Source organism: Klebsiella sp. 18074, assembly GCF_902705905.1.
Lineage (GTDB): Bacteria > Pseudomonadota > Gammaproteobacteria > Enterobacterales > Enterobacteriaceae > Klebsiella > Klebsiella terrigena.
Genome location: NZ_CACSIS010000036.1, coordinates 1 through 20,336 on the forward strand (window position 1 = coordinate 1; position 20,336 = coordinate 20,336).

The 20,336-nt window shown below is 57.7% G+C and carries 19 protein-coding genes; 13 read left to right on the plus strand and 6 right to left on the minus strand.

What is annotated here, in order from left to right; genetic code table 11:
- Nucleotides 1–167: 167 nt before the first annotated feature.
- The 5 genes from pckA to GVK32_RS25215 all read right to left on the minus strand — a co-directional run bounded on the left by pckA (nt 168) and on the right by GVK32_RS25215 (nt 6,348).
- Complete coding sequence (pckA, locus tag GVK32_RS25195; protein ID WP_159873306.1) at nt 168–1,790, minus strand: phosphoenolpyruvate carboxykinase (ATP); 1,623 nt, start codon at nt 1,788–1,790, stop codon at nt 168–170.
- 359 nt (nt 1,791–2,149) lie between these two features.
- Entirely contained in the window at nt 2,150–3,028 is an 879-nt protein-coding gene (gene hslO, locus GVK32_RS25200; RefSeq protein ID WP_123709732.1) for an Hsp33 family molecular chaperone HslO, read from the minus strand.
- A gap of 45 nt (nt 3,029–3,073) precedes the next feature.
- Entirely contained in the window at nt 3,074–3,475 is a 402-nt protein-coding gene (gene hslR / locus GVK32_RS25205; protein ID WP_159873308.1) for a ribosome-associated heat shock protein Hsp15, read from the minus strand.
- Nucleotides 3,476–3,484: 9 nt separating this feature from the next.
- A complete protein-coding gene (yrfG, locus tag GVK32_RS25210) occupies nt 3,485–4,156 on the minus strand; it encodes a GMP/IMP nucleotidase (RefSeq protein ID WP_123709734.1) in 672 nt (223 codons plus the stop codon).
- A gap of 59 nt (nt 4,157–4,215) precedes the next feature.
- On the minus strand, nt 4,216–6,348 hold the full coding sequence (locus GVK32_RS25215; protein WP_159873310.1) for an intracellular growth attenuator family protein: 2,133 nt from the start codon (nt 6,346–6,348) through the stop codon (nt 4,216–4,218).
- Nucleotides 6,349–6,827: 479 nt separating this feature from the next.
- Here GVK32_RS25215 and nudE point away from each other — a divergent pair, with 479 nt between their 5' ends.
- Nucleotides 6,828–7,388 (plus strand): ADP compounds hydrolase NudE, encoded by a 561-nt coding sequence (gene nudE / locus GVK32_RS25220; RefSeq protein ID WP_041147478.1) that lies wholly within the window; start codon nt 6,828–6,830, stop codon nt 7,386–7,388.
- 83 nt (nt 7,389–7,471) lie between these two features.
- Here the strand turns inward: nudE and mrcA are convergent, their stop codons facing one another.
- Nucleotides 7,472–10,030 carry a peptidoglycan glycosyltransferase/peptidoglycan DD-transpeptidase MrcA gene (gene mrcA / locus GVK32_RS25225; RefSeq protein ID WP_159873312.1) on the minus strand — a complete coding sequence of 853 codons (2,559 nt, stop codon included), beginning with the start codon at nt 10,028–10,030 and terminating at the stop codon, nt 7,472–7,474.
- 117 nt (nt 10,031–10,147) lie between these two features.
- Between mrcA and GVK32_RS25230 the strand changes: the two genes are divergently transcribed.
- From GVK32_RS25230 to trpS, 12 genes are all read left to right on the plus strand, one after another.
- Nucleotides 10,148–10,933, plus strand: a complete 786-nt coding sequence (locus GVK32_RS25230; RefSeq protein ID WP_159873314.1) for a pilus assembly protein — start codon at nt 10,148–10,150, stop codon at nt 10,931–10,933.
- Nucleotides 10,934–10,935: 2 nt separating this feature from the next.
- Nucleotides 10,936–11,475, plus strand: coding sequence for a PilN domain-containing protein (locus tag GVK32_RS25235; RefSeq protein ID WP_159873316.1), 540 nt, complete (start codon nt 10,936–10,938; stop codon nt 11,473–11,475).
- Nucleotides 11,459–11,908, plus strand: a complete 450-nt coding sequence (locus tag GVK32_RS25240) for a hypothetical protein (protein ID WP_159873318.1) — start codon at nt 11,459–11,461, stop codon at nt 11,906–11,908. Before GVK32_RS25235 ends, GVK32_RS25240 begins: the two co-directional genes overlap by 17 nt.
- On the plus strand, nt 11,898–12,308 hold the full coding sequence (locus GVK32_RS25245; RefSeq protein ID WP_159873320.1) for a HofP DNA utilization family protein: 411 nt from the start codon (nt 11,898–11,900) through the stop codon (nt 12,306–12,308). Before GVK32_RS25240 ends, GVK32_RS25245 begins: the two co-directional genes overlap by 11 nt.
- Entirely contained in the window at nt 12,223–13,458 is a 1,236-nt protein-coding gene (gene hofQ / locus GVK32_RS25250; RefSeq protein WP_159873322.1) for a DNA uptake porin HofQ, read from the plus strand. The genes GVK32_RS25245 and hofQ overlap by 86 nt, the downstream gene beginning before the upstream one ends.
- Before the next feature lie 392 nt (nt 13,459–13,850).
- Entirely contained in the window at nt 13,851–14,372 is a 522-nt protein-coding gene (aroK, locus tag GVK32_RS25255) for a shikimate kinase AroK (RefSeq protein ID WP_004868452.1), read from the plus strand.
- A gap of 54 nt (nt 14,373–14,426) precedes the next feature.
- Nucleotides 14,427–15,521: a 3-dehydroquinate synthase gene (aroB, locus tag GVK32_RS25260; RefSeq protein ID WP_041143002.1), complete on the plus strand. Its 1,095-nt coding sequence runs from the start codon at nt 14,427–14,429 to the stop codon at nt 15,519–15,521.
- Nucleotides 15,522–15,605: 84 nt separating this feature from the next.
- Nucleotides 15,606–16,889, plus strand: a complete 1,284-nt coding sequence (damX, locus tag GVK32_RS25265) for a cell division protein DamX (RefSeq protein WP_159873324.1) — start codon at nt 15,606–15,608, stop codon at nt 16,887–16,889.
- 77 nt (nt 16,890–16,966) lie between these two features.
- Complete coding sequence (dam, locus tag GVK32_RS25270) at nt 16,967–17,791, plus strand: adenine-specific DNA-methyltransferase (RefSeq protein WP_041143000.1); 825 nt, start codon at nt 16,967–16,969, stop codon at nt 17,789–17,791.
- A 17-nt stretch (nt 17,792–17,808) separates the two neighbouring features.
- Nucleotides 17,809–18,486 carry a ribulose-phosphate 3-epimerase gene (gene rpe / locus GVK32_RS25275; RefSeq protein ID WP_159873326.1) on the plus strand — a complete coding sequence of 226 codons (678 nt, stop codon included), beginning with the start codon at nt 17,809–17,811 and terminating at the stop codon, nt 18,484–18,486.
- On the plus strand, nt 18,479–19,240 hold the full coding sequence (gene gph, locus GVK32_RS25280; protein WP_045854045.1) for a phosphoglycolate phosphatase: 762 nt from the start codon (nt 18,479–18,481) through the stop codon (nt 19,238–19,240). The genes rpe and gph overlap by 8 nt, the downstream gene beginning before the upstream one ends.
- A complete protein-coding gene (gene trpS / locus GVK32_RS25285; RefSeq protein ID WP_159873328.1) occupies nt 19,233–20,237 on the plus strand; it encodes a tryptophan--tRNA ligase in 1,005 nt (334 codons plus the stop codon). Before gph ends, trpS begins: the two co-directional genes overlap by 8 nt.
- Nucleotides 20,238–20,336: the final 99 nt, after the last annotated feature.

The window sequence follows — 20,336 nt, forward strand, 5'->3', positions numbered from 1 at the left end:
CCGAAAACCGCCTTGAGCGAGCTGAATGTTCAAATGGCGAGGTCATGGAAAAATATAGCGATCGCGACCTGCGGTCGCTAGAAAAGAAGAACCCCACCTAAAAAAGTGGGGTTAGTCAGCAGTCTGAGCCGGGCAAAGCCCGGCTTTTTCTTAACGCGCGTTCACGCTTAGCGCTTCGGTCCTGCGGCAACCAGCGCCGCGCCCGCCGGCGTATCGGTATACTTCTCGAAGTTTTCCACAAACAGCTTCGCCAACTGTTCGGCCTTTTCCTGCCACTGCTCCGGCGAACCGTAGGTGTTGCGCGGATCGAGAATATGAGTATCCACTCCCGGCAGCTCGGTTGGGATCTGCAGGTCGAACATCGGCAGCGTAAAGGTTTCCGCGTCATCCAGCGAGCCGTTAAGGATCGCATCGATGATCGCGCGGGTATCTTTAATCGAAATACGCTTGCCGGTGCCGTTCCAGCCGGTGTTCACCAGGTAAGCCTGCGCGCCGGATGCCTGCATGCGCTTGACCAGCACCTCCGCGTACTGCGTCGGGTGCAGCGACAGGAAGGCGGCACCGAAGCAGGCGGAGAAGGTCGGCGTCGGTTCCGTCACGCCGCGCTCGGTGCCCGCGAGCTTGGCGGTAAAGCCGGAGAGGAAGTGGTACTGCGTCTGATCGGCGGTCAGGCGCGATACCGGCGGAAGTACGCCAAAGGCATCAGCCGTCAGGAAGATAACCTTGGTGGCATGGCCCGCTTTAGAGACCGGCTTAACAATATTCTCGATGTGATTGATCGGGTAGGAGACGCGGGTGTTCTCGGTCTTTGAGCCGTCATCAAAATCAATGGTGCCGTCCGGGCGCACGACGACGTTTTCCAGCAGCGCGTCGCGGCGAATGGCGTGATAGATATCAGGCTCGGCGGCTTCGGAAAGCTTAATGGTCTTCGCGTAGCAGCCGCCTTCGAAGTTAAACACCCCGTCGTCATCCCAGCCGTGTTCGTCATCGCCAATCAGGCGACGCTTTGGATCGGTGGAAAGGGTGGTTTTACCGGTGCCGGAGAGGCCGAAGAAGACGGCGACATCGCCTTTCTCACCGACGTTAGCCGAGCAGTGCATTGACGCGATGCCCTGCAGCGGCAGCAGGTAGTTCATGATCGAGAACATCCCTTTTTTCATTTCGCCGCCGTACCATGTCCCGCCAATCAGCTGGATACGCTCGGTCAGGTTGAAGGCGACGAAGTTCTCCGAGTTCAGCCCCTGCTCCTGCCACAGCGGGTTGGTGCATTTCGCGCCGTTCATCACGATGAAATCCGGCTCAAATACCGCCAGCTCTTCATCCGTCGGGCGGATAAACATATTTTTGACGAAGTGCGCCTGCCAGGCCACCTCGGTAATAAAGCGTACGCTCAGGCGGGTGTCGGCATTGGCGCCGCAGAAGGCGTCAACGATAAACAGACGCTTGCCGGAGAGTTGATGGGTAACCAGTCCCTTCAGGTGCTGCCAGGTCTCCTGTGAGAGCGGCTTGTTGTCATTCTTGCCCTTACCCTTATCAGACCACCAGACGGTGTCACGGGTCGTATCGTCACGAACGATATATTTATCTTTCGGCGAACGGCCGGTGAAAATACCGGTATCGACAGCGATAGCACCAAGATTGGTTAATACGCCACGCTCATACCCTTCCAGATTGGGGTCGAGCTCCTCCTTAAACAATGTGTCGTAGTCGGGATTGTGGACGATATCCTGGACGTCGTTGATACCATAAGCCTTGAGATCCTGCGGGGTTAAACCATTATTAACGCGCATGTCACTGCTCCTTAGCCAATATATACTGCTTTAAATTGTAGGGGTTATTGAGGGGTATAGACCGCGACCAGGCTCATAGATTTACGTATCTCGACAAACGCCTTGCTGACGGAAAACACGGTGACTCCTGTCACGAAACGGGTGGATTATCTCAGGGAATTGGCTATTGGTGGGGATAGATGTTTCTTAATGGTTAAAAAGTAATTAAAAAAACTGCCGAATTGTGAATGTAATCGCTTTCCTGAAAGAAAATTACGTAACCCTTTCAGTGGGAATCGATTCATCTCGCGCGTAAAAAAATTGACGCCAGGAGCAGCGGGGGAGAAAACCCCCGGCGAAGCGCCTGGCGGAGAGGACGATTAGTGAACCTGAGGATCGGCCGGGGAAGCGTTATTGCGGATTTCAGCAATATCCATGGCGTTGAAGAGATAGTGATTGCCGCAGTAATCGCAGTGCATGTCAATTTCACCCTCGTCGGCCAGGATGCTATCAATTTCTTCATCCGGCAGGGTCTTCAGCGCGCCCGCGCAGCGTTCGCGGGAGCAGGTACATTTGAACTCCACGTTCTGCGGATCGTAAACCGTGACCTCTTCTTCATGATACAGGCGCCACAGGACATCGTTAGCCGGCAGGGTGAAAAGCTCCTCGGCCTTAATGGTCTCCGTCAGGGTCGCCAGGTGCTCGAAATCAGCGGCCTGAGCGTCCTGCGCCGGCATCACCTGCAGCAGCATGCCGCCAGCCATTGGTTTTCCGTCATGTTCACCGGTGCGGATGATCAGGCGGGTCGGCAGCTGCTCCGAGCGTTGGAAGTAATCTTCCAGGCAGGCGGCCAGGGTTTCACCTTCCAGACCGACGACGCCCTGATAGCGCTCGCCCTCATCCGGAGAGATGGTAATGACCAGATAACCGTTACCCACCAGCGTTTTCAGATCGGCATCTTCCGGGATCTCGCCCTGGACGCGCGCGACGCCGCGCAGCTGCTGCTGGTTAGTGCCGTTAATCACCGCCAGAGAGAGGGGGCCGTCACCCTGCAGCTGCACGGTAATATCGCCGGCAAACTTCAGCGTTGCGGTCAGCAGACTGGTGGCAACCAGCAGCTCTGCCAGCACGGTTTTGACCGGCTGCGGGTAGCTATGGTTAGCCAGAATTTGTTCCAGCGTTTCTGAAACGGTTACCAGCTCGCCGCGCACGGCATAGTTTTCAAACAGGTAACGATGTAATTGATCGTGTTGAGTCATAATAGTCTCTCTTGCTGGCAACAGCGGTGTCTGGAGTTCAGGCCGTTATTCACTCTCGCCGTGTTTAAATCTCATCAGGTCGCGGCGCTCTTTCTTGTCCGGACGTCTGTCGGGATGCGGCATGGTTAGCGCGTTCATTTTGCGCGCCAGCGCCATTTTTTCGCGTTTCTCGATGCTCTCTACCGTCTCTTCGTACAGCGCGACGGTTTCGCTGGCGGGCCGGCGTTGTTCAGTAATGCCTTTTACGACGACGGTGCGTTCGTCGTTACCCTGGCGTAGCGTCAGGGTAGCGTCCAGCTCGACGATTTTTCCAGGCTTGCTGCGCTGTCCGTTATAGTGCACCTTGCCGCCTTCAATCATCTCGCGCGCCAGCGCACGGGTTTTATAGATGCGGGCCGCCCAAAGCCATTTGTCCAGCCTGATGGCGACGACGGGCTTCTCTTTCATGGCCTCTCCTTATTGCGTCAGCGAGGGGATCAGGCGCCGGTAATCATTCATGCCTGGATGGCGGGCGTAGTGCTTTTCCGCCAGCCCGGAATCAGGATTGGTCACCCCAAGACAGTAGCGAATGCCGTACTGCGCTGCCGCATCGAGGATCGCCTCGTTGTCATCAACAAACAGCGTTTTGCGCGCATCAAAGCCGGTTTCCTCAGCCACCGCACGCCACAGGCGCTGATCCTCTTTCGGATAACCAAATGTGTGGGTGGAAAGCAATAAATCAAGGTGTGCATCAAGACCGGTATGCTTGAGCTTGACCGCCAGGTTGTGCGGATGGGCGTTGGTCAGCAGGATACGCCGCTTGCCGCTGGCTTTGAGAGCGTCAAGGAACGGCACGGTATCTTCACGTAGGGCGGCCTTCGGCCCCTGCTCGCTGGTCATCGCACGAATATCCAAATTCAGGCGCTCGCTCCAGTAGTCAAGACAGTACCAGTTTAGCGTATGCTGCACCGCGTGATACTCCTGGTGCATCGCTTCTCTGGCCTCCTGCAGGTTAAGGCCGCGGGCGGCTCCCCAGGTTTCCGGAACCAGCTTTTGCCAGAAATAGTTGTCGAAGGCGAGGTCGAGCAGGGTGCCATCCATATCCAGCAGAACGGTATCAACCTCCTGCCAGGCGATATCAAAGTGCATGGTGAGTCTCCAGCGAGGGGAAATGCGCGACAGGTTAACACACCCTGTCGCGCAAAGGATTACTCGTGATGTTCCGGCGAGGAGATGAGTACCGGGTTCAGGCAGCTTTCATAATACTTCTCAATTTCTTCCATCCGCTGGCGATGGCGCTGGTAGCGGCGGATCGCCAGCACGCCGTGCCAGGACATGCAGCCGAGCATCGCCAGCAGCAGCAGCGTCGTGCCGAGATAGCGCCATAGCCCTGAGCGATCGGGAATGCGGTGCAGATTGATATGCTGCGTGCCGTTAGCATCGGTATAGAGATTGGTGACGATGCCCTCGGCGTGGAAAGGCGTGTGCATCAGCATTGCGGCCAGACGCTGCAGCTCGCCCCACTGCTCGTGGGCAGGGTAATCATACAGGCTGACGGTTGGCCACGGCTGATTGACCAGATCGCTGCCCTCATCGCTGGCGATCAAAAAACCGCCGGGAGCCGGGCTGTTCAGCGCCTGCGCCGCGCGCGACGTTTCGCGGATCACGAACGGCGCCGTGGAGGTAGTCACCAGGTTTTCCAGCGACTCGGCGCTGACCGGGCGTAACAGCACGTTGACGCCGTCCAGTTTGCCCGAGCTGGCGCGCTTAGTCAGGGCATCCCAGCTGCGCGTATTGCCAAGGTTGACCAGCGCATTCTTCAGGCGCGTGCAGTCATCTTGCGCCGAGCACAGGCTATTGGTTTTGATAACGATATCGCCAAAATCATCCAGCAGCACCATTCCCGATTTCTGAATGGCCGAGCGCAGCGCCGGGCTAACGCGTGAGTCGTCGTCCGGGTCAGGATGCAGCTGGCGCTGGACGGACTGCATCAGCGCGGTGGCTTTGCCGACGATGTCGGACTCCGGCAGCGGCAGGGGAGGCGCATCGTTCCAGACGATTTGCGAGCAGTCAAACGGCATAAACGGCGAGTTCTCTTTTTTTGCCGTCCAGGTATCCGGAGTGTGGATATTGCACATGCCGGTGCCCTTCAGCCGCAGGGTATCGCCGATGCGGACCTGCGACTTCTCTAACTGAGCGACGGTCGTCGCTTCGATGGTCTGCGCGCCTTTGAGCCACGAAAGGGTGAATTTAAACGGCATATTCAGCGGTACGCTGGCCCACAGCATCACCACCACCAGCAGGGCGCCGGCAGCGATAATGGCGCTGCGTAGCCAGTACTGGAGCGGGAAGTGCCTGACCTCATCGTGTAGCGACAGGAAGCGTCCCTGGCGCGCGACGTGACGGCTGAGGTAGATATCGACATCCGTTTGCTGGCCGAGATCCTGGGCAATCCAGGGCTGCCAGTGGCGGGGATAGATAAGGTCGATGATCCCCAGGGAGATATTGTTGATGTGCTCCTGATCGTTTTCACCAAACAGACCCCAGCGTTTTGGCATTCCGCGCAGGCAGTGGATCTCCCGCAGGGCGTTTTTACGCGGCGGAGCATACATTCCCCACAGGCCAGCGAGCAGCAGCAGGAGCCCGCCGCCGAGCAGCCAGGGCGTGAAAACGTAGGGGCTGATCAGGCTGAAGTAAAACAGCAGGAACGCGGCCACGATCAGTACCGCCTCGCGCAGACTGTCGGGGCGGCTAAGCGCATGCTCTTCGGCGGTCTCCTGGCGAATATTCAGCAGCTCGACCTGCTCACTCTCTTCACCGCGGATGGAGGCCTGGGTAGCCGACGCCCTTTCAAGCGCGTAGCCGCGGGCCTCCTGCGGGTAGTCGCTGAGCGCGTGGCCGTTGAGGGCAATAACCAGCGGCAGGCTGTCGGTTGGGATCAGGTCAACGCTATTTTCGTCGTTGATGTGCTGCTCCCAAAACGGCGGCAGGTGAACCTCCACCGAATCAAGGAAGTAGCGCCATTTGTTCGGATCGTCAGTGGTGATGCCATAGCGGGTGATGGCCCGGGTTACCGTAATAACGGTCTCGCTCTGCGCGTTCAGCGTCAGAGAGACCGGCGCAACGCTGGCGCCGGTGGCCGGTATTTTCTGCGCCTGGCTGAGCCCTTCGAGGTACTTTTCTACCGCCCGGCGCTCCTCGGCGGAGAGCTTGCGCGTAGCGGCATCGCTGAAGGCGTGCAGTAAAGGGAGGCGACGACGTCTGGCATGCGCGCGATACCACCACCCGATCAGCAGTGCGCAGAGCAGCAGTGCCGTGAAGAAAATCAGAAAGGTGCCCATGCCCATCCCATCATAGTTATTCTTTTCTTAGCGGTATCGTTGGCTGCCATTAACACTCAAAAGCCATCCTTCAGGATTATGTTACCTGCGATTATGGGCCTGGGAAGAGCGCGAAATCCTCGGGTACGCTGGGTACGCTTCGGTTTCTGCGCGCTATCCGCTCAGACTGCCGGCGACACTACTTACGCCCGACGGGAGAGGCTCGTCGCGTGAGCCTGCATTTTGCTACCGGCAAATATTGTGTAAGTAAGGGAAAATTTATTGTGCGTTACAGCAGCATACAAGCTTATCAAAAACGTTAAAATGCATGAATCGGTAAATTCTCAAATACATTTCAACCTATTGACTTTTTTATCTTTATGATTCTCTCATTGAGCGCTGGTACGTTGCAACTATGTAAATTAGTGGCGAATTGAATTGCCGAAAGCGTGCTCCATATCGCACAATGACCTCTGTAATCACAGCATAGACCGATGACGATGAGCAAATCATTACAAAAACCCACCATTCTCAATGTTGAAACGGTAGCGCGTTCGCGTCTTTTTAACGTTGAAAGCGTGGATCTGGAGTTCAGCAACGGCGTGCGCCGCGTTTATGAACGCATGCGGCCTTCTACGCGTGAAGCCGTGATGATTGTGCCGATTGTCGATGACCATATTATTCTGATTCGCGAATATGCGGTAGGAACGGAGTCCTACGAGTTAGGTTTCTCGAAAGGGCTGATCGATCCGGGTGAAAGCGTGCTGGAAGCGGCCAACCGCGAGCTGAAAGAAGAGGTTGGCTTCGGCGCTCAGAAGCTGACGTTCCTGAAAAAGCTGAGCATGGCGCCGTCCTACTTTTCCAGCAAAATGAATATCCTGGTTGCCGAAGATCTCTATCCTGAGTCGCTGCCGGGCGATGAGCCGGAACCTTTACCGCAGGTGCGCTGGCCGCTTTCCGAGCTAATGACCCTGCTGGACGAAGAAGATTTTAACGAAGCGCGAAACGTCAGCGCGCTGTTCCTGCTGCGCGAATGGCTGCAGGCTCAGGGTCGGCTGTAGTCCGAAGCGCGCCTCGAGGCGATTCTGGGCATCGCCCGTACGAATGGATGAAAAAGAAAAAGCGCCCGCAGGCGCTTTTTTTGTCAGAACAGCTCGTGAGTCTCTCCCCCACCGTCGGTGAGGGTCGTCCCCACTTCATGAACCGCCTGCCGGGTGGGCTGCGTGCCGTCAATAAAGTACTCTGCACGACTATTGCCGCCGCTGGCCAGCTGGCCAGTGCTGCGATCGATATTCACCGTGACGATGCCAGATGGCGGCGTTAGCGGCTCTTCCGGCACGCCTTCAAGCACTCTCTTCATAAAGTCATCCCAGGCCGGCTGGGCGCTTTTTGCCCCGCCTTCGTAACCGGAGATCTGCTCTTTAATGGCACCGGAAGCGGTTGTACGGCCCAGATCGCGTCGGTGGTCGTCAAAGCCAATCCATACTGACGTCACGACGCCTGGGCCATAGCCTGAGAACCACGCATCTTTCGAGCTGTTGGTGGTCCCCGTTTTGCCGCCGATATCGTGGCGCTGTAGATCGCGGCCGGCGCGCCAGCCGGTTCCCATCCAGCCCGGTTCGCCGAAGATGTTGCTGTTCAGCGCGCTTTTGATCAGGAAGGCCAGCGGCGTATTAATCACGTGCGGCGCGTATTCCGGTGCTCCGCTCTGGGCCACCAGGGCCTGGTTCGCCTGCCCAAGCTGCGGCTGCGGCGGCACTGCCGGGTTTTGCGGATCTTCAGAGGTCGCGACCTCTTCGACGTCTTTATTCTCCAGAACGTTGGACTTCGGCGTATCGCCGTAAATCACCGGGGAGTTGCACTGCGGGCAGGCAACTTTCGGCCGCTCTTCGAAGATGACGCCGCCCTGATCGTTTTCTATCTTGCTGATAAAGAACGGTGTAATCAGGAAACCGCCGTTAGCCATCACCGAGTAGCCGCGGGCAACCTGCAGCGGCGTAAAGGAGGCAGAGCCCAGCGCCAGCGATTCGGTGTGCACGATGTTCTGCGCCGGGAAGCCGAAGCGCTGCAGATATTCCGCTGCGTAATCTACGCCCATCGCGCGCATCGCGCGAACCATCACCACGTTTTTCGACTGTCCCAGCCCCTGACGCAGACGAATGGGGCCCGCGTACTGCGGCGGGGAGTTTTTCGGCTGCCAGTCAGAACCCGCGCCGGCATCCCAGCGGGAAATGGGCACATCGTTGAGCATGCTCGCCAGGGTTAAGCCTTTATCCATCGCCGCGGTGTAGAGGAACGGCTTAATGTTCGATCCCACCTGACGCAAGGCCTGAGTGGCGCGGTTAAACTTGCTCTGGTTAAAGTCGAAGCCGCCGACCAGCGCGATAATGGCGCCATTTTGCGGGTTAATGGAGACCAGCGCCGAGTTCACGTCCGGTACCTGCGACAGCCACCAGCTGCTGCCCACCTGGCGGACCCAGATCTGTTGTCCCGTCTGCACTACGTCGGTCACTTTGCGCGGCGTAGCGCCCTGCTGGGTATCGGAGATAAAGCGACGCGCCCAGCGCATGCCGTCCATATTCAGCATTACCGAGGTACCGTCGCCGAGCAGCGCAACGGCTTGCTGCGGATTAGCTGACGTCACGACCGCCGGAGAGAGCGGCCCGGAGCCGGGCTGATTTTTTAACGTCGCGATGATTTTCTTGTTGTCCCACGGGGTTTCACCCACTTTCCACAGCACGGCTGACGGCCCGCGGTAGCCGTGGCGCATATCGTAGTCCAGCACGTTATTACGTACCGCCAACTGGGCGGACTGCTGGTTTTTACGGGCGATCGTGGTGTAGACGCGATAGCCGTCTTCATAGGCCTTTTCGCCGTAGCGGTTAACCATCTCCTGGCGCACCATCTCGCTAAGGTACGGCGAGGAGAAGGCGATTTCCGGCGCATGGTATCGGGCATCGATCGCTTCCCCGCGCGCCTGGTCGTACTGAGGCTGCGTGATATAGCCTTCGCTCAGCATACGCGCCAGCACCACGTTGCGGCGGGCGGTCGCGCGGTCCAGCGAGTACAGCGGGTTAAAGGTCGAGGGCGCCTTCGGCAGACCGGCGATGACGGCCATTTCGCTCAGGCTGAGCTGGTCGACCGATTTACCAAAATAGACCTGCGCCGCGGCGCCAACGCCGTAGGCGCGATAGCCGAGGTAGATTTTATTGACGTACAGCTCAAGGATTTCATCTTTGCTCAGCAGCTGCTCGATGCGGATCGCGAGGAATGCCTCTTTGATCTTACGCATCAGCGTCTTCTCCGGGCTAAGGAAGAAGTTACGCGCCAGCTGCTGGGTGATGGTGCTGGCGCCCTGCGACGCATGGCCAGAGAACATGGCGACGCTGGCCGCACGGAAAATACCGACCGGATCGACGCCATGATGCTCGTAAAAACGGCTGTCTTCGGTGGCAATAAACGCTTTGAGCAGCTCAGGCGGCATTTGTTGCAGGGTTACGGGAATACGGCGCTTCTCGCCATATTGCGCAATAAGCTCGCCATCCGCGCTGTAGACCTGCATCGGGATCTGCAGGCGCACATCCTTCAGGGTCGCGACGTCGGGGAGCTGTGGCTCAATATATTTATAAAGGCCAAAAATCGAGCCTGCACCCAGCAGAACGCAACAGACTGCAAGGATGAATAGATACTTTACGAACTTCACCGGAGATTTCCCATTTAGTTTTATTTGGGCAGTTTATAAACAAACGCGCGGTAGTATAAAGGCAAGCCTGGTGCATTGATAGAGCTCAACCGTAACGGCGGATAAGGAGATATCACCATGGCTTTCAGGAACTGGCGAATAGGGATGCACATCCAGCAGGATAAGATAGCTATCGTGGCGCTGCGGTTTGAGCGCTCCCGCTGGGCGCTGTGTCGCTGGTGGCATATCGCGCTAGCACCCGGCATCGTCCGGAATGGACAGGTGGCTGACGGCATGGCGCTGGCCGAGCGGCTGCGCGGCTGGCGACGAGAGCTGCCGCTACAGCATCAGGTGAGTATCGCGTTTCCGGCCAGCCGAACGCTGCAAAAGAGAGTCCCGTCTCCCCAGCTCTCTCTGCGTGAAAGCGAGCAGGCGATGTGGGCGGCCAGCGCCATGGCGCAGCAGCTGGAAATGCCCGTATCCTCGTTATGCGTCGATTATAGCGCATCCTCGGACGCCAGCGAGTGGCGAGTGACCGCCGCTCAGCAACTCGATATCGACGCGCTGCGTCAGCTTGCCGCCCGGCTAAAGCTCAGGGTGAGCGCAATTGTCCCCGATGCCAGCGCGCTGAGCGCCTTTTTCCCCTGGCTACCGCCGGAAATATCAGGCCTTGCGTGGCACGATGAAATGCACTGGATATGGGCTTTGCCGGATAGCTGGGGCAGCTGTCCGCGGGCTGAAGTGGCCGCATTCGCTCAGCTCTCTGCACGATTAAACGCCCGGCAGCTTGGGCTTTGTTCTACCCGGCCTGCCGACGAATGCCGCTTTGACCCGTGGAGGGTGATACATCGCCTGCAGCCTCCGCTCCCCGTCTGCGGCGACAGCTTCGCCGTGGCGCTGGGCCTCGCGCTGGGAGTGCGCTGAGCGTGGCGCAGGCTATCAACCTTCTTCCCTGGCGAGCCGCGCGTCGGCGGCAGCGGCTGCGACTTTGGCTACTCTCTGCCGGCGGGCTGCTGCTGGGCCTGCTGCTGGCGTCGTCGATTTCCCGGACGTCGCGCGAGGCTGACGACAGGCTCGAAGCGGTGAGATTAGCCGCTGAAAATCAGCTTTATGCGGCACTCCAGCAGCGTGAACGCTTGATGCAGGAGCAGCTCCAGCAGCATGAAAAGCAGCGCTTGCGCCACCAGCAGCGGGAGCTGACCCGAGCCTGGCAGCCGCGGCTGCGCAGGATTGCGTCGCTGATGCCGGAACAGGCCTGGCTAACCCGGCTGGAGTATCAGCAAAACACCCTGACTCTCAGCGGCCTGACCTTACGCCTTAACGCCTTATCGGCGCTGGAAACTGCCCTGAAGAGGGTCGATGGATTTCGGCCGGCCAAAACCGGTGAAACCCGGCGTGATACCGGTGGCCGCTGGCTGTTTAGTTTTTCCCTTGCAGGAGAAAGCCTTTATGCGGGCACTTATTGAACGCGGGAAGGCAGCGCTTTTCCCCCTGCGCGGCGGCTGGCTAACGCTGGCGATCGCCTTGCCGCTCATCCTCGCCGCCGGTTTGTGGCTGATATCTCCGCCGCCGGTGCAGGAAAGCGTTCGCTCGGATCGTCTGCGTCAGCAGTGGCTGAAGCTGCTCCCGCTGCGGGTAGCCCTTGACCGGGAGGAGGTCGCCGGGCCTGCGAGGCGGGTTTTTTCCCCGCTTCATCTGCCGGTCGATGGGGCGGCGCTAATTGCCTGGAAGCCCGCAGGAAAAGGCGGGGAGATGGTGCTTGAGCTTCGCTGGCCGTCGGTACCGGCGCTGTTTTCCTGGCTGGCAGACTGCGGGATGCGGGTTGCTGCGTTTTCGCTACAGCCGCAGAAGCGGGTGCTGCGGCTGAGCCTGCAGCTGGAGGCCGAAGATGCGGAGTAAAGTGTGGCGCCTGGCGCTGCTGCTGTCTATACCTCTGCCGCTGGCCGGCGAGGCGCGTGACCCCTTCCAGCCGGTGGAAGATCGCTGTCAGGTGGCGGCGCTGACGCAGTGGCGCTATGGCGGGGCGATAGGCTCCCCGCAGCAGTGGATCGGTATCCTGCAGGACAGCGCGGGAAAGTGGCGTCGGGTGAGGGTAAACGACACCCTCGCGACCGGCTGGAAGATAAGTCTGCTGACGGCGGAAAAAATCGAAATAGCGACGGGGCCGGGATGCGATCCTCTGCACTGGCGCTGGCTGCGTGAGGAGAAAAAAGATGCGATGGATAAGCCTGTTATTTCTGCTGCCGCTGGCGGCAGCGGCGGCCAAAAAAGAGCCGCCGATCTCTCTGGTGGTCGATGAGGCACCGGTGGTTCAGGTACTACAAACGCTGGCGGCGCTGCGGCAGCAGAATCTGGTGGTTGCTTCAGACGTGAGTGGGACGCTCTCGCTGCACTTGCACAACGTTCCCTGGCAGCAGGCCCTGAGGTCAGTCGTCGATAGCGCCGGGCTGACGTTCAGCCAGCAGGGAACGATTCTGTACGTGCATACTTTGGTGTGGAAAAAAGCGCAGCAGGCGCAGCTTGAATCCGATCGCGCAAAGCGAAGACAGAATCTCCCTCTGCAGCGGCATAGCATCGTGCTGCGCTATGCCGATGCGGGCGAGCTGGCGAAGGACGGCGACAGGCTGCTCAGCCCGCGCGGTAGCCTGACCGTCGATAAGCGCACCAACCGGCTGCTGATTCGGGATGACGCTGAGCATCTGGCTGCGCTGAAGGCCTGGGCTCTGGAGATGGACCTACCCGTCGGTCAGGTAGAGCTGGCGGCGCATATTGTCTCAATGAGTGAAACCAGCCTGCGCGAGCTGGGGGTGAAATGGAGCCTGGCTGAGGCCAGCAGCGTGCCGGGTTCAGGCAAGTTCACTGTGCTGGGCAGCCAGCTGGCGGTAGGCGATGCCAGTACGCGCACGGGCTTTAATATCGGACGCATCAACGGGCGCCTGCTGGCGCTGGAGCTGTCGGCGCTGGAGCAAAAGCAGCAGGTCGACATCATCGCCAGCCCGCGGCTGCTGGCTTCCCATATGCAGCCCGCCAGCATCAAGCAGGGGAGCGAAATACCCTATCAGGTTTCCCGGGGAGAGAACGGCGCAACGTCGGTCGAGTTCAAAGAGGCGGTGTTGGGAATGGAGGTGACGCCAACGGTGCTGCAGCAGAACCGCGTGCGCCTGAAGCTGCGAATCAGTGAAAATACACCGGGTCAGGTGCTGCAGCAGGAAAATGGCGAGGTGCTGGCGATCGATAAGCAGGAAATTGAAACCCAGGTTGAGGTGAACAGCGGTGAAACCCTGGCGCTGGGAGGGATTTTTTCACAAAAAAACAAATCTGCCCGCGACAGTATTCCGCTACTCGGAGATATTCCTCTGCTGGGCCAGCTGTTTCGCCGGGACGGGAAAGATAATGAGCGACGTGAACTGGTTGTCTTCATTACCCCACGGATTCTGGCAGTGCATTAGGCGTTTTTCTTGCTAAACACGTTTCAGGTGTTTGACGTGAGGACGGATTTAGCATACAAGGGGTACCGATTTGAGAGTCGGGTTCGGCATCAATCCTCCCTTTTTGTCCGGTGATTTATTCTCATAATCGTTCAAGACGTATTGAGGTGGTAAGCAAGTTCACCCCCAGAAACATAGCTAGCTATGCACCTGGAGGCGAATAAGTGCAGCCAACGGTGAGGTAGTTTGAATAATGAAGCGTATATTCAGTTGCCAAACCTGCCGGAGTATTGAGATAATTTTTAGTCTGACTCTCGCTCTATTGCATATGAGGTTTCAGTTCATGTCCTGCTGCGCTGGGTATTCGCGAAGCGGGTTTATCATTAACGAATAGTCTTAGTAGTACCGAAAAAATGGCAGAGAAACGCAATATCTTTCTGGTTGGGCCTATGGGTGCCGGCAAAAGCACTATTGGGCGCCAGTTAGCCCAACAGCTCAACATGGAATTTTACGATTCCGATCAAGAGATTGAGAAACGCACCGGCGCTGACGTTGGCTGGGTCTTCGATGTTGAAGGCGAAGACGGCTTCCGCGATCGTGAAGAAAAAATCATCAATGAATTGACGGAAAAACAGGGAATTGTGCTGGCAACAGGCGGCGGCTCTGTAAAATCCCGTGAAACGCGTAACCGTCTCTCCGCCCGCGGCGTGGTGGTCTACCTGGAAACAACGATCGAAAAACAGCTTGCCCGTACGCAGCGCGATAAAAAGCGTCCTCTATTACAGGTTGAAGCGCCGCCTCGCGAAGTGCTTGAAGCGTTGGCAGACGAGCGCAACCCGCTGTATGAAGAGATTGCTGACGTCACTATTCGTACTGACGATCAGAGTGCGAAAGTGGTGGCAAACCAGATTATTCATATGCTGGAAAGCAATTGATTCTGGCTTAATAAAGTGCGTCAGAGTAAAAGCAACTGAGGTGGACGTCGCGTTATGGAGAGGCTTACTGTAACTCTCGGGGAACGTAGTTACCCGATTACCATCGCGGCTGGTTTGTTTAACGATCCAGCTTCCTTTCAGCCACTGCAATCAGGCGACCAGGTTATGCTGGTCACCAATGAAACGCTGGCGCCGCTTTATCTGGATAACGTTCGTTCCGTGCTGGAGCAGGCGGGTGTTAAGGTAGACAGTGTTATTTTACCCGACGGCGAGCAGTACAAAAGCCTGACGGTGATGGATACGGTCTTCACCGCTTTGTTGCAAAAACCGCACGGCCGTGACACCACACTGGTAGCACTCGGCGGCGGCGTGGTCGGTGATTTAACCGGCTTTGCTGCGGCTAGCTATCAGCGCGGTGTGCGTTTTATTCAGGTTCCAACCACCCTGCTGTCGCAGGTGGATTCTTCGGTCGGTGGTAAAACTGCCGTCAATCATCCTCTCGGTAAAAATATGATTGGTGCCTTCTGGCAGCCAGTTTCTGTCGTTGTCGATCTCAACTGTCTTAAGACGTTGCCGGCGCGCGAACTGTCTTCCGGCCTGGCTGAAGTCATTAAGTACGGCGTCATCCTTGACGGTGAATTCTTCGACTGGCTGGAAAACAACATCGATGCGCTGATGGCGCTGGATGAAAAAGCAATGGCGTACTGTATTCGCCGCTGCTGTGAGCTGAAAGCCGAAGTTGTTGCCGCCGACGAGCGTGAAACCGGGTTACGTGCTTTACTGAATCTTGGACATACTTTTGGTCATGCTATCGAGGCCGAAATGGGCTACGGTAACTGGCTGCACGGCGAGGCTGTCGCTGCCGGTATGGTCATGGCTGCGCGTACGTCCGAACGATTAGGGCAGTTCAGCGCGCAGGATACGCAGCGTCTTATTACGCTGCTGCAGCGTGCGGGTCTGCCGGTCAGTGGGCCGCAGGAGATGACCGCGCAGGCGTATCTGCCCCACATGATGCGTGATAAAAAGGTGCTGGCAGGCGAAATGCGGTTGGTGCTACCGCTCGCTATAGGGAAAAGCGAAGTTCGCGGCGGAGTGTCGCACGATGTAGTTCTTGGCGCGATTGCTGATACTGAGCAGGCGCAACAATAAGAAGGTCTAGCCGCGTCCGCGCGGCGTTATCATTTCAGGTGATATGCAATAGTCGTGAGCATAAGCCTTTTAGTGGGGTGTTAAATGGATGAATTCAAACCAGAAGACGATTTGAAAGCCGATCGCAACGATCGTCGTGCTGGTCGTTCCCGTCAGTCTTCCGAGCGCGATAGCGATCCGCAGATCAATTTTGATGATGTCGATCTTGATGCGGACGAGAGCCGTCCGACGCGCGCCAGTAAAGCACGCCGTGAGCGCGATGAAGAAGAGTATGAAGAAGACCTGGAGTCTGAAGAAGACGAGGCCGAAGAGCAGCAGGTTGAGCGCCGTCCGCGTAAGCGTAAGAAAGCGCCAGCGAAGCCTGCCTCTCGCCAGTACATTATGATGGGGGTGGGGATCCTCGTGCTGCTGCTGCTGATTGTCGGCATCGGTTCTGCACTGAAGTCGCCATCTTCCTCGAACGAACAAGCGGCGACAGGTGAGAAGAGTATCAATCTGTCAGACGCGCAGGACAATAGCGCTCAGCCTGCCGCGCAGGACCAGACTGCGGGTAACGCCCAGCAGCAGGACGTTTCTCTGCCGCCAATTGCGTCTAACCCAACCCAGGGTCAGACTACCGCTGAGCCGCAAGGACAGCAGCGCGTCGAGGTTCAGGGCGATCTGAACAACGCGCTGACTCAGCAGCAGGGCCAAATTGACAGCGCCGTGGCAAGCTCGACGTTACCGACCGAACCTGCAACCGTCGCCCCGATGCGCAACGGTACGGCTCCGCGTCAGGCAACCACCGAGCGCCAGACGCAGACCGCCGCCGCACCGCGTCCGACCGAGCGTAAGCACACCGTTATTGAGCCGAAGCCGATGGCTACCGCGAAAGCACCGGTTGAGTCGAAGCCAGCACAGCCGAAGCGTGTTGAAAGCACCGCCGCTGCGGCACCGGTGAAAACGCCAGCCGTCGAGCCCGCTAAGCCTGCCGCTACTGCCCAGGCTAAGTCGACTCCGGCCGCCGCGCCTGCTGCAACCGCTACTGCTGCAGCGACCGCTGCTCCGGCGGCGACAGCGGCCGCTTCTGCCGGCAAAACGACCGGTGACGTGGGCTCGATGAAAGCCGCTCCGTCCGGCAACTACACCCTGCAGCTCAGCTCTTCCTCCAACTACAACAATCTGAGTAGCTGGGCGAAGAAAGAGAAGCTGGATAAGTACGTCGTCTATGAGACTACCCGTAACGGTCAGCCTTGGTATGTGCTGGTCAGCGGCATTTACGCTTCGAAAGATGAAGCTAAACGCGCTGTAGCGACTCTGCCAGCGGACGTGCAGGCGAAAAACCCGTGGGCAAAACCGCTGCATCAGGTCCAGGCTGACCTGAAATAAGCCGCGGCGTAGTCTTAAGCGCAGGGTGCTGTCGGAGCTTTCTCCACAGCCGGAGAATGTGTAATTATTTAGGCAGCATGAAAAAGAATCGCGCTTTTCTGAAATGGGCAGGGGGGAAATACCCCCTGCTTGACGATATAAAAAAACATTTGCCGCAGGGCGACTGTCTGATTGAGCCCTTTGTGGGCGCCGGGTCGGTATTTCTTAATACCGACTTTTCTCGTTATATCCTCGCGGACATCAACAGCGATCTGATTAGCCTTTACAACATCGTCAAATCGCAGACGGATGATTATGTTGCCGCGGCGCAGGAGATGTTTACGCCTGAGAATAACGTGGCGGAGAGATACTACCAGTTCCGGGCTGAATTCAATCAAAGCCAGGACCCGCTTCGTCGTGCGGTGCTGTTCCTGTATCTGAATCGCCATGGCTACAACGGTCTGTGTCGTTACAATCTGCGCGGTGAGTTCAACGTGCCTTTTGGTCGCTATAAGAAGCCCTATTTCCCCGAAGCTGAACTGTATCATTTTGCGCAGAAGGCGCAGAATGCCTACTTCTACTGCGAGTCGTACGCCGACAGCATGGCGCGAGCCGACGGGACTTCTGTGGTCTACTGCGACCCGCCGTACGCGCCTTTGTCTGCTACCGCGAACTTTACGGCATACCATACGAGCAGCTTTAATTCCGAACAGCAGGCCCATCTGGCGCAGCTGGCGGAGAATCTGTTCGAGCAGCGGGTTCCGGTTCTGATTTCTAACCACGATACCGCGCTTACCCGCGAATGGTATCGTCTGGCTAAACTGCACGTCGTCAAAGTTCGGCGCAGTATCAGCAGCAACGGTGGTACCCGAAAGAAGGTGGACGAGCTTCTTGCTCTTTACCGTCCGCCGAAGACTAAATAATTTTCAAGGAGATGCGGATGAAGCAGTATTTGATTGCCCCTTCGATTCTGTCGGCTGATTTTGCCCGTTTGGGTGAAGATACCGCCAAAGCGTTGGCTGCAGGTGCAGACGTTGTGCACTTTGACGTGATGGACAACCACTACGTGCCGAATCTGACTATCGGCCCAATGGTGCTGAAAGCGCTGCGCGGCTATGGCATCACCGCGCCTATCGACGTGCACCTGATGGTTAAGCCGGTCGACCGCATCATTCCTGATTTTGCCGCCGCGGGCGCCAGCATCATCACCTTCCATCCGGAGGCGTCAGAGCACGTCGATCGCAGCCTGCAGCTCATCAAAGAGCACGGCTGTAAGGCCGGTCTGGTATTCAACCCGGCAACCCCGCTGAGCTACCTTGATTACGTGATGGATAAGCTGGATGTGATCCTGCTGATGTCCGTCAACCCGGGATTCGGCGGCCAGTCTTTCATTCCGCAGACCCTCGACAAACTCCGTGAAGTTCGCCAGCGCATCGATGCCTCCGGCTACGATATTCGCCTCGAAGTCGACGGCGGCGTAAAAGTTAGCAATATCGCGGATATTGCGGCCGCAGGGGCGGATATGTTCGTTGCCGGCTCGGCCATTTTCGACCAGCCGGACTATAAAACAGTCATCGATCAAATGCGCAGTGAATTAGCGAAGGTTTGTCATGGATAAGTTACAGGCTATTCGCGGTATCGCGTTTGACCTCGACGGTACGCTGGTGGACAGCGCGCCGGGTCTGACGGCGGCCGTTGATAGCGCGCTTTACGCTTTAGAACTCCCGATGGCGGGAGAGGATCGCGTTGTCACCTGGATTGGCAACGGCGCGGACGTTCTGATGGAGCGCGCCCTTACCTGGGCACGCCAGGAGCGCGCGACGCTGCGCGCGGCCGGGGGGAAACCTTCCGCCGATCGCGATGATATCCCGCAGGCCGAGCAGCTGGCGCTGCTGCGCAAGCTGTTTGACCGCTACTATGCTGAAGCCGCGGAAGAGGGCAGCTTCCTGTTCCCGGCGGTTGCCGATACGCTGGGCGCTCTGCACGCCAAAGGGCTGCCGCTGGCGCTGGTCACCAACAAGCCGACGCCGTTCGTTGCGCCGATGCTGGCCGCGCTGGATATCGCTAAATATTTTACCGTGGTTATCGGCGGCGACGATGTACAGAACAAGAAGCCGCATCCCGAACCGCTGCTGCTGGTTGCGGAAAAGCTGGGGCTGGCTCCCGCTGAGCTGCTGTTTGTCGGCGATTCGCGTAACGATATCATGGCGGCGAAAGCGGCCGGCTTTGGCTCAGTTGGCCTGACCTACGGCTACAACTACGGTGAGCCCATCGCACTCAGCGAGCCGGATTACATCTTTGACCAATTTAACGAACTCTTACCCGCTCTCGGGTTACCGTACAGTGAAACTCAGGAATTAAAAAATGACTAAGCCCATCGTTTTTAGTGGCGCACAGCCCTCAGGTGAATTGACCATTGGCAACTACATGGGTGCGCTGCGTCAGTGGGTGGGCATGCAGGATGATTTTCACTGCATCTACTGCATCGTGGATTTGCACGCCATCACCGCGCGTCAGGATCCTGAGAAACTGCGTAAGGCCACGCTGGATACGCTGGCGCTTTACCTGGCATGCGGTATCGATCCTGCGAAAAGCACCATCTTCGTTCAGTCGCACGTGCCGGAGCATGCGCAGCTGGGCTGGGCGCTGAACTGCTACACCTATTTCGGCGAGCTGAGCCGCATGACCCAGTTCAAGGACAAGTCCGCGCGCTACTCGGAAAACATTAACGCCGGCCTGTTTGATTATCCGGTGCTGATGGCGGCAGACATCCTGCTTTATCAGACCAACCAGGTGCCGGTGGGCGAAGATCAGAAGCAGCATCTGGAGCTGAGCCGCGATATCGCGCAGCGCTTCAACGCAATCTACGGCGAAGTGTTCAAGGTTCCTGAGCCGTTTATTCCGAAATCCGGCGCGCGCGTCATGTCGCTGCTTGAGCCGACGAAAAAGATGTCCAAGTCGGACGACAACCGCAACAACGTGATCGGCCTGCTGGAAGACCCGAAATCGGTCGTCAAAAAGATCAAGCGTGCGGTTACGGATTCCGACGAGCCGCCGGTAGTGCGCTACGACCAGCAGAACAAAGCTGGCGTATCTAACCTGCTGGATATTCTCGCCGGCGTGACCGGTCAGAGCATTGCGGAGCTGGAGCAGCACTTCGACGGAAAAATGTACGGGCATCTGAAGGGTGAAGTGGCCGATGCTGTGTCCGGCATGCTGGTTGAGCTGCAGGAGCGCTATAACCGCTTCCGTAACGATGAAGCCTTCCTGAATCAGGTGATGAGAGACGGGGCAGACAAAGCCAGCGCCCGCGCTTCACAAACGCTGAAAGCGGTATACGAAGCGATTGGTTTTGTTGCGAAACCGTAAGCGGCAGCGATAAATATCGCGCGCGCAAAGCCGGTAAAAAGGGCGGGTTAATCCCGCCCTTTTGCTTTTTTGCCGTTGTCCGCCAGACGGTCGTTCCTC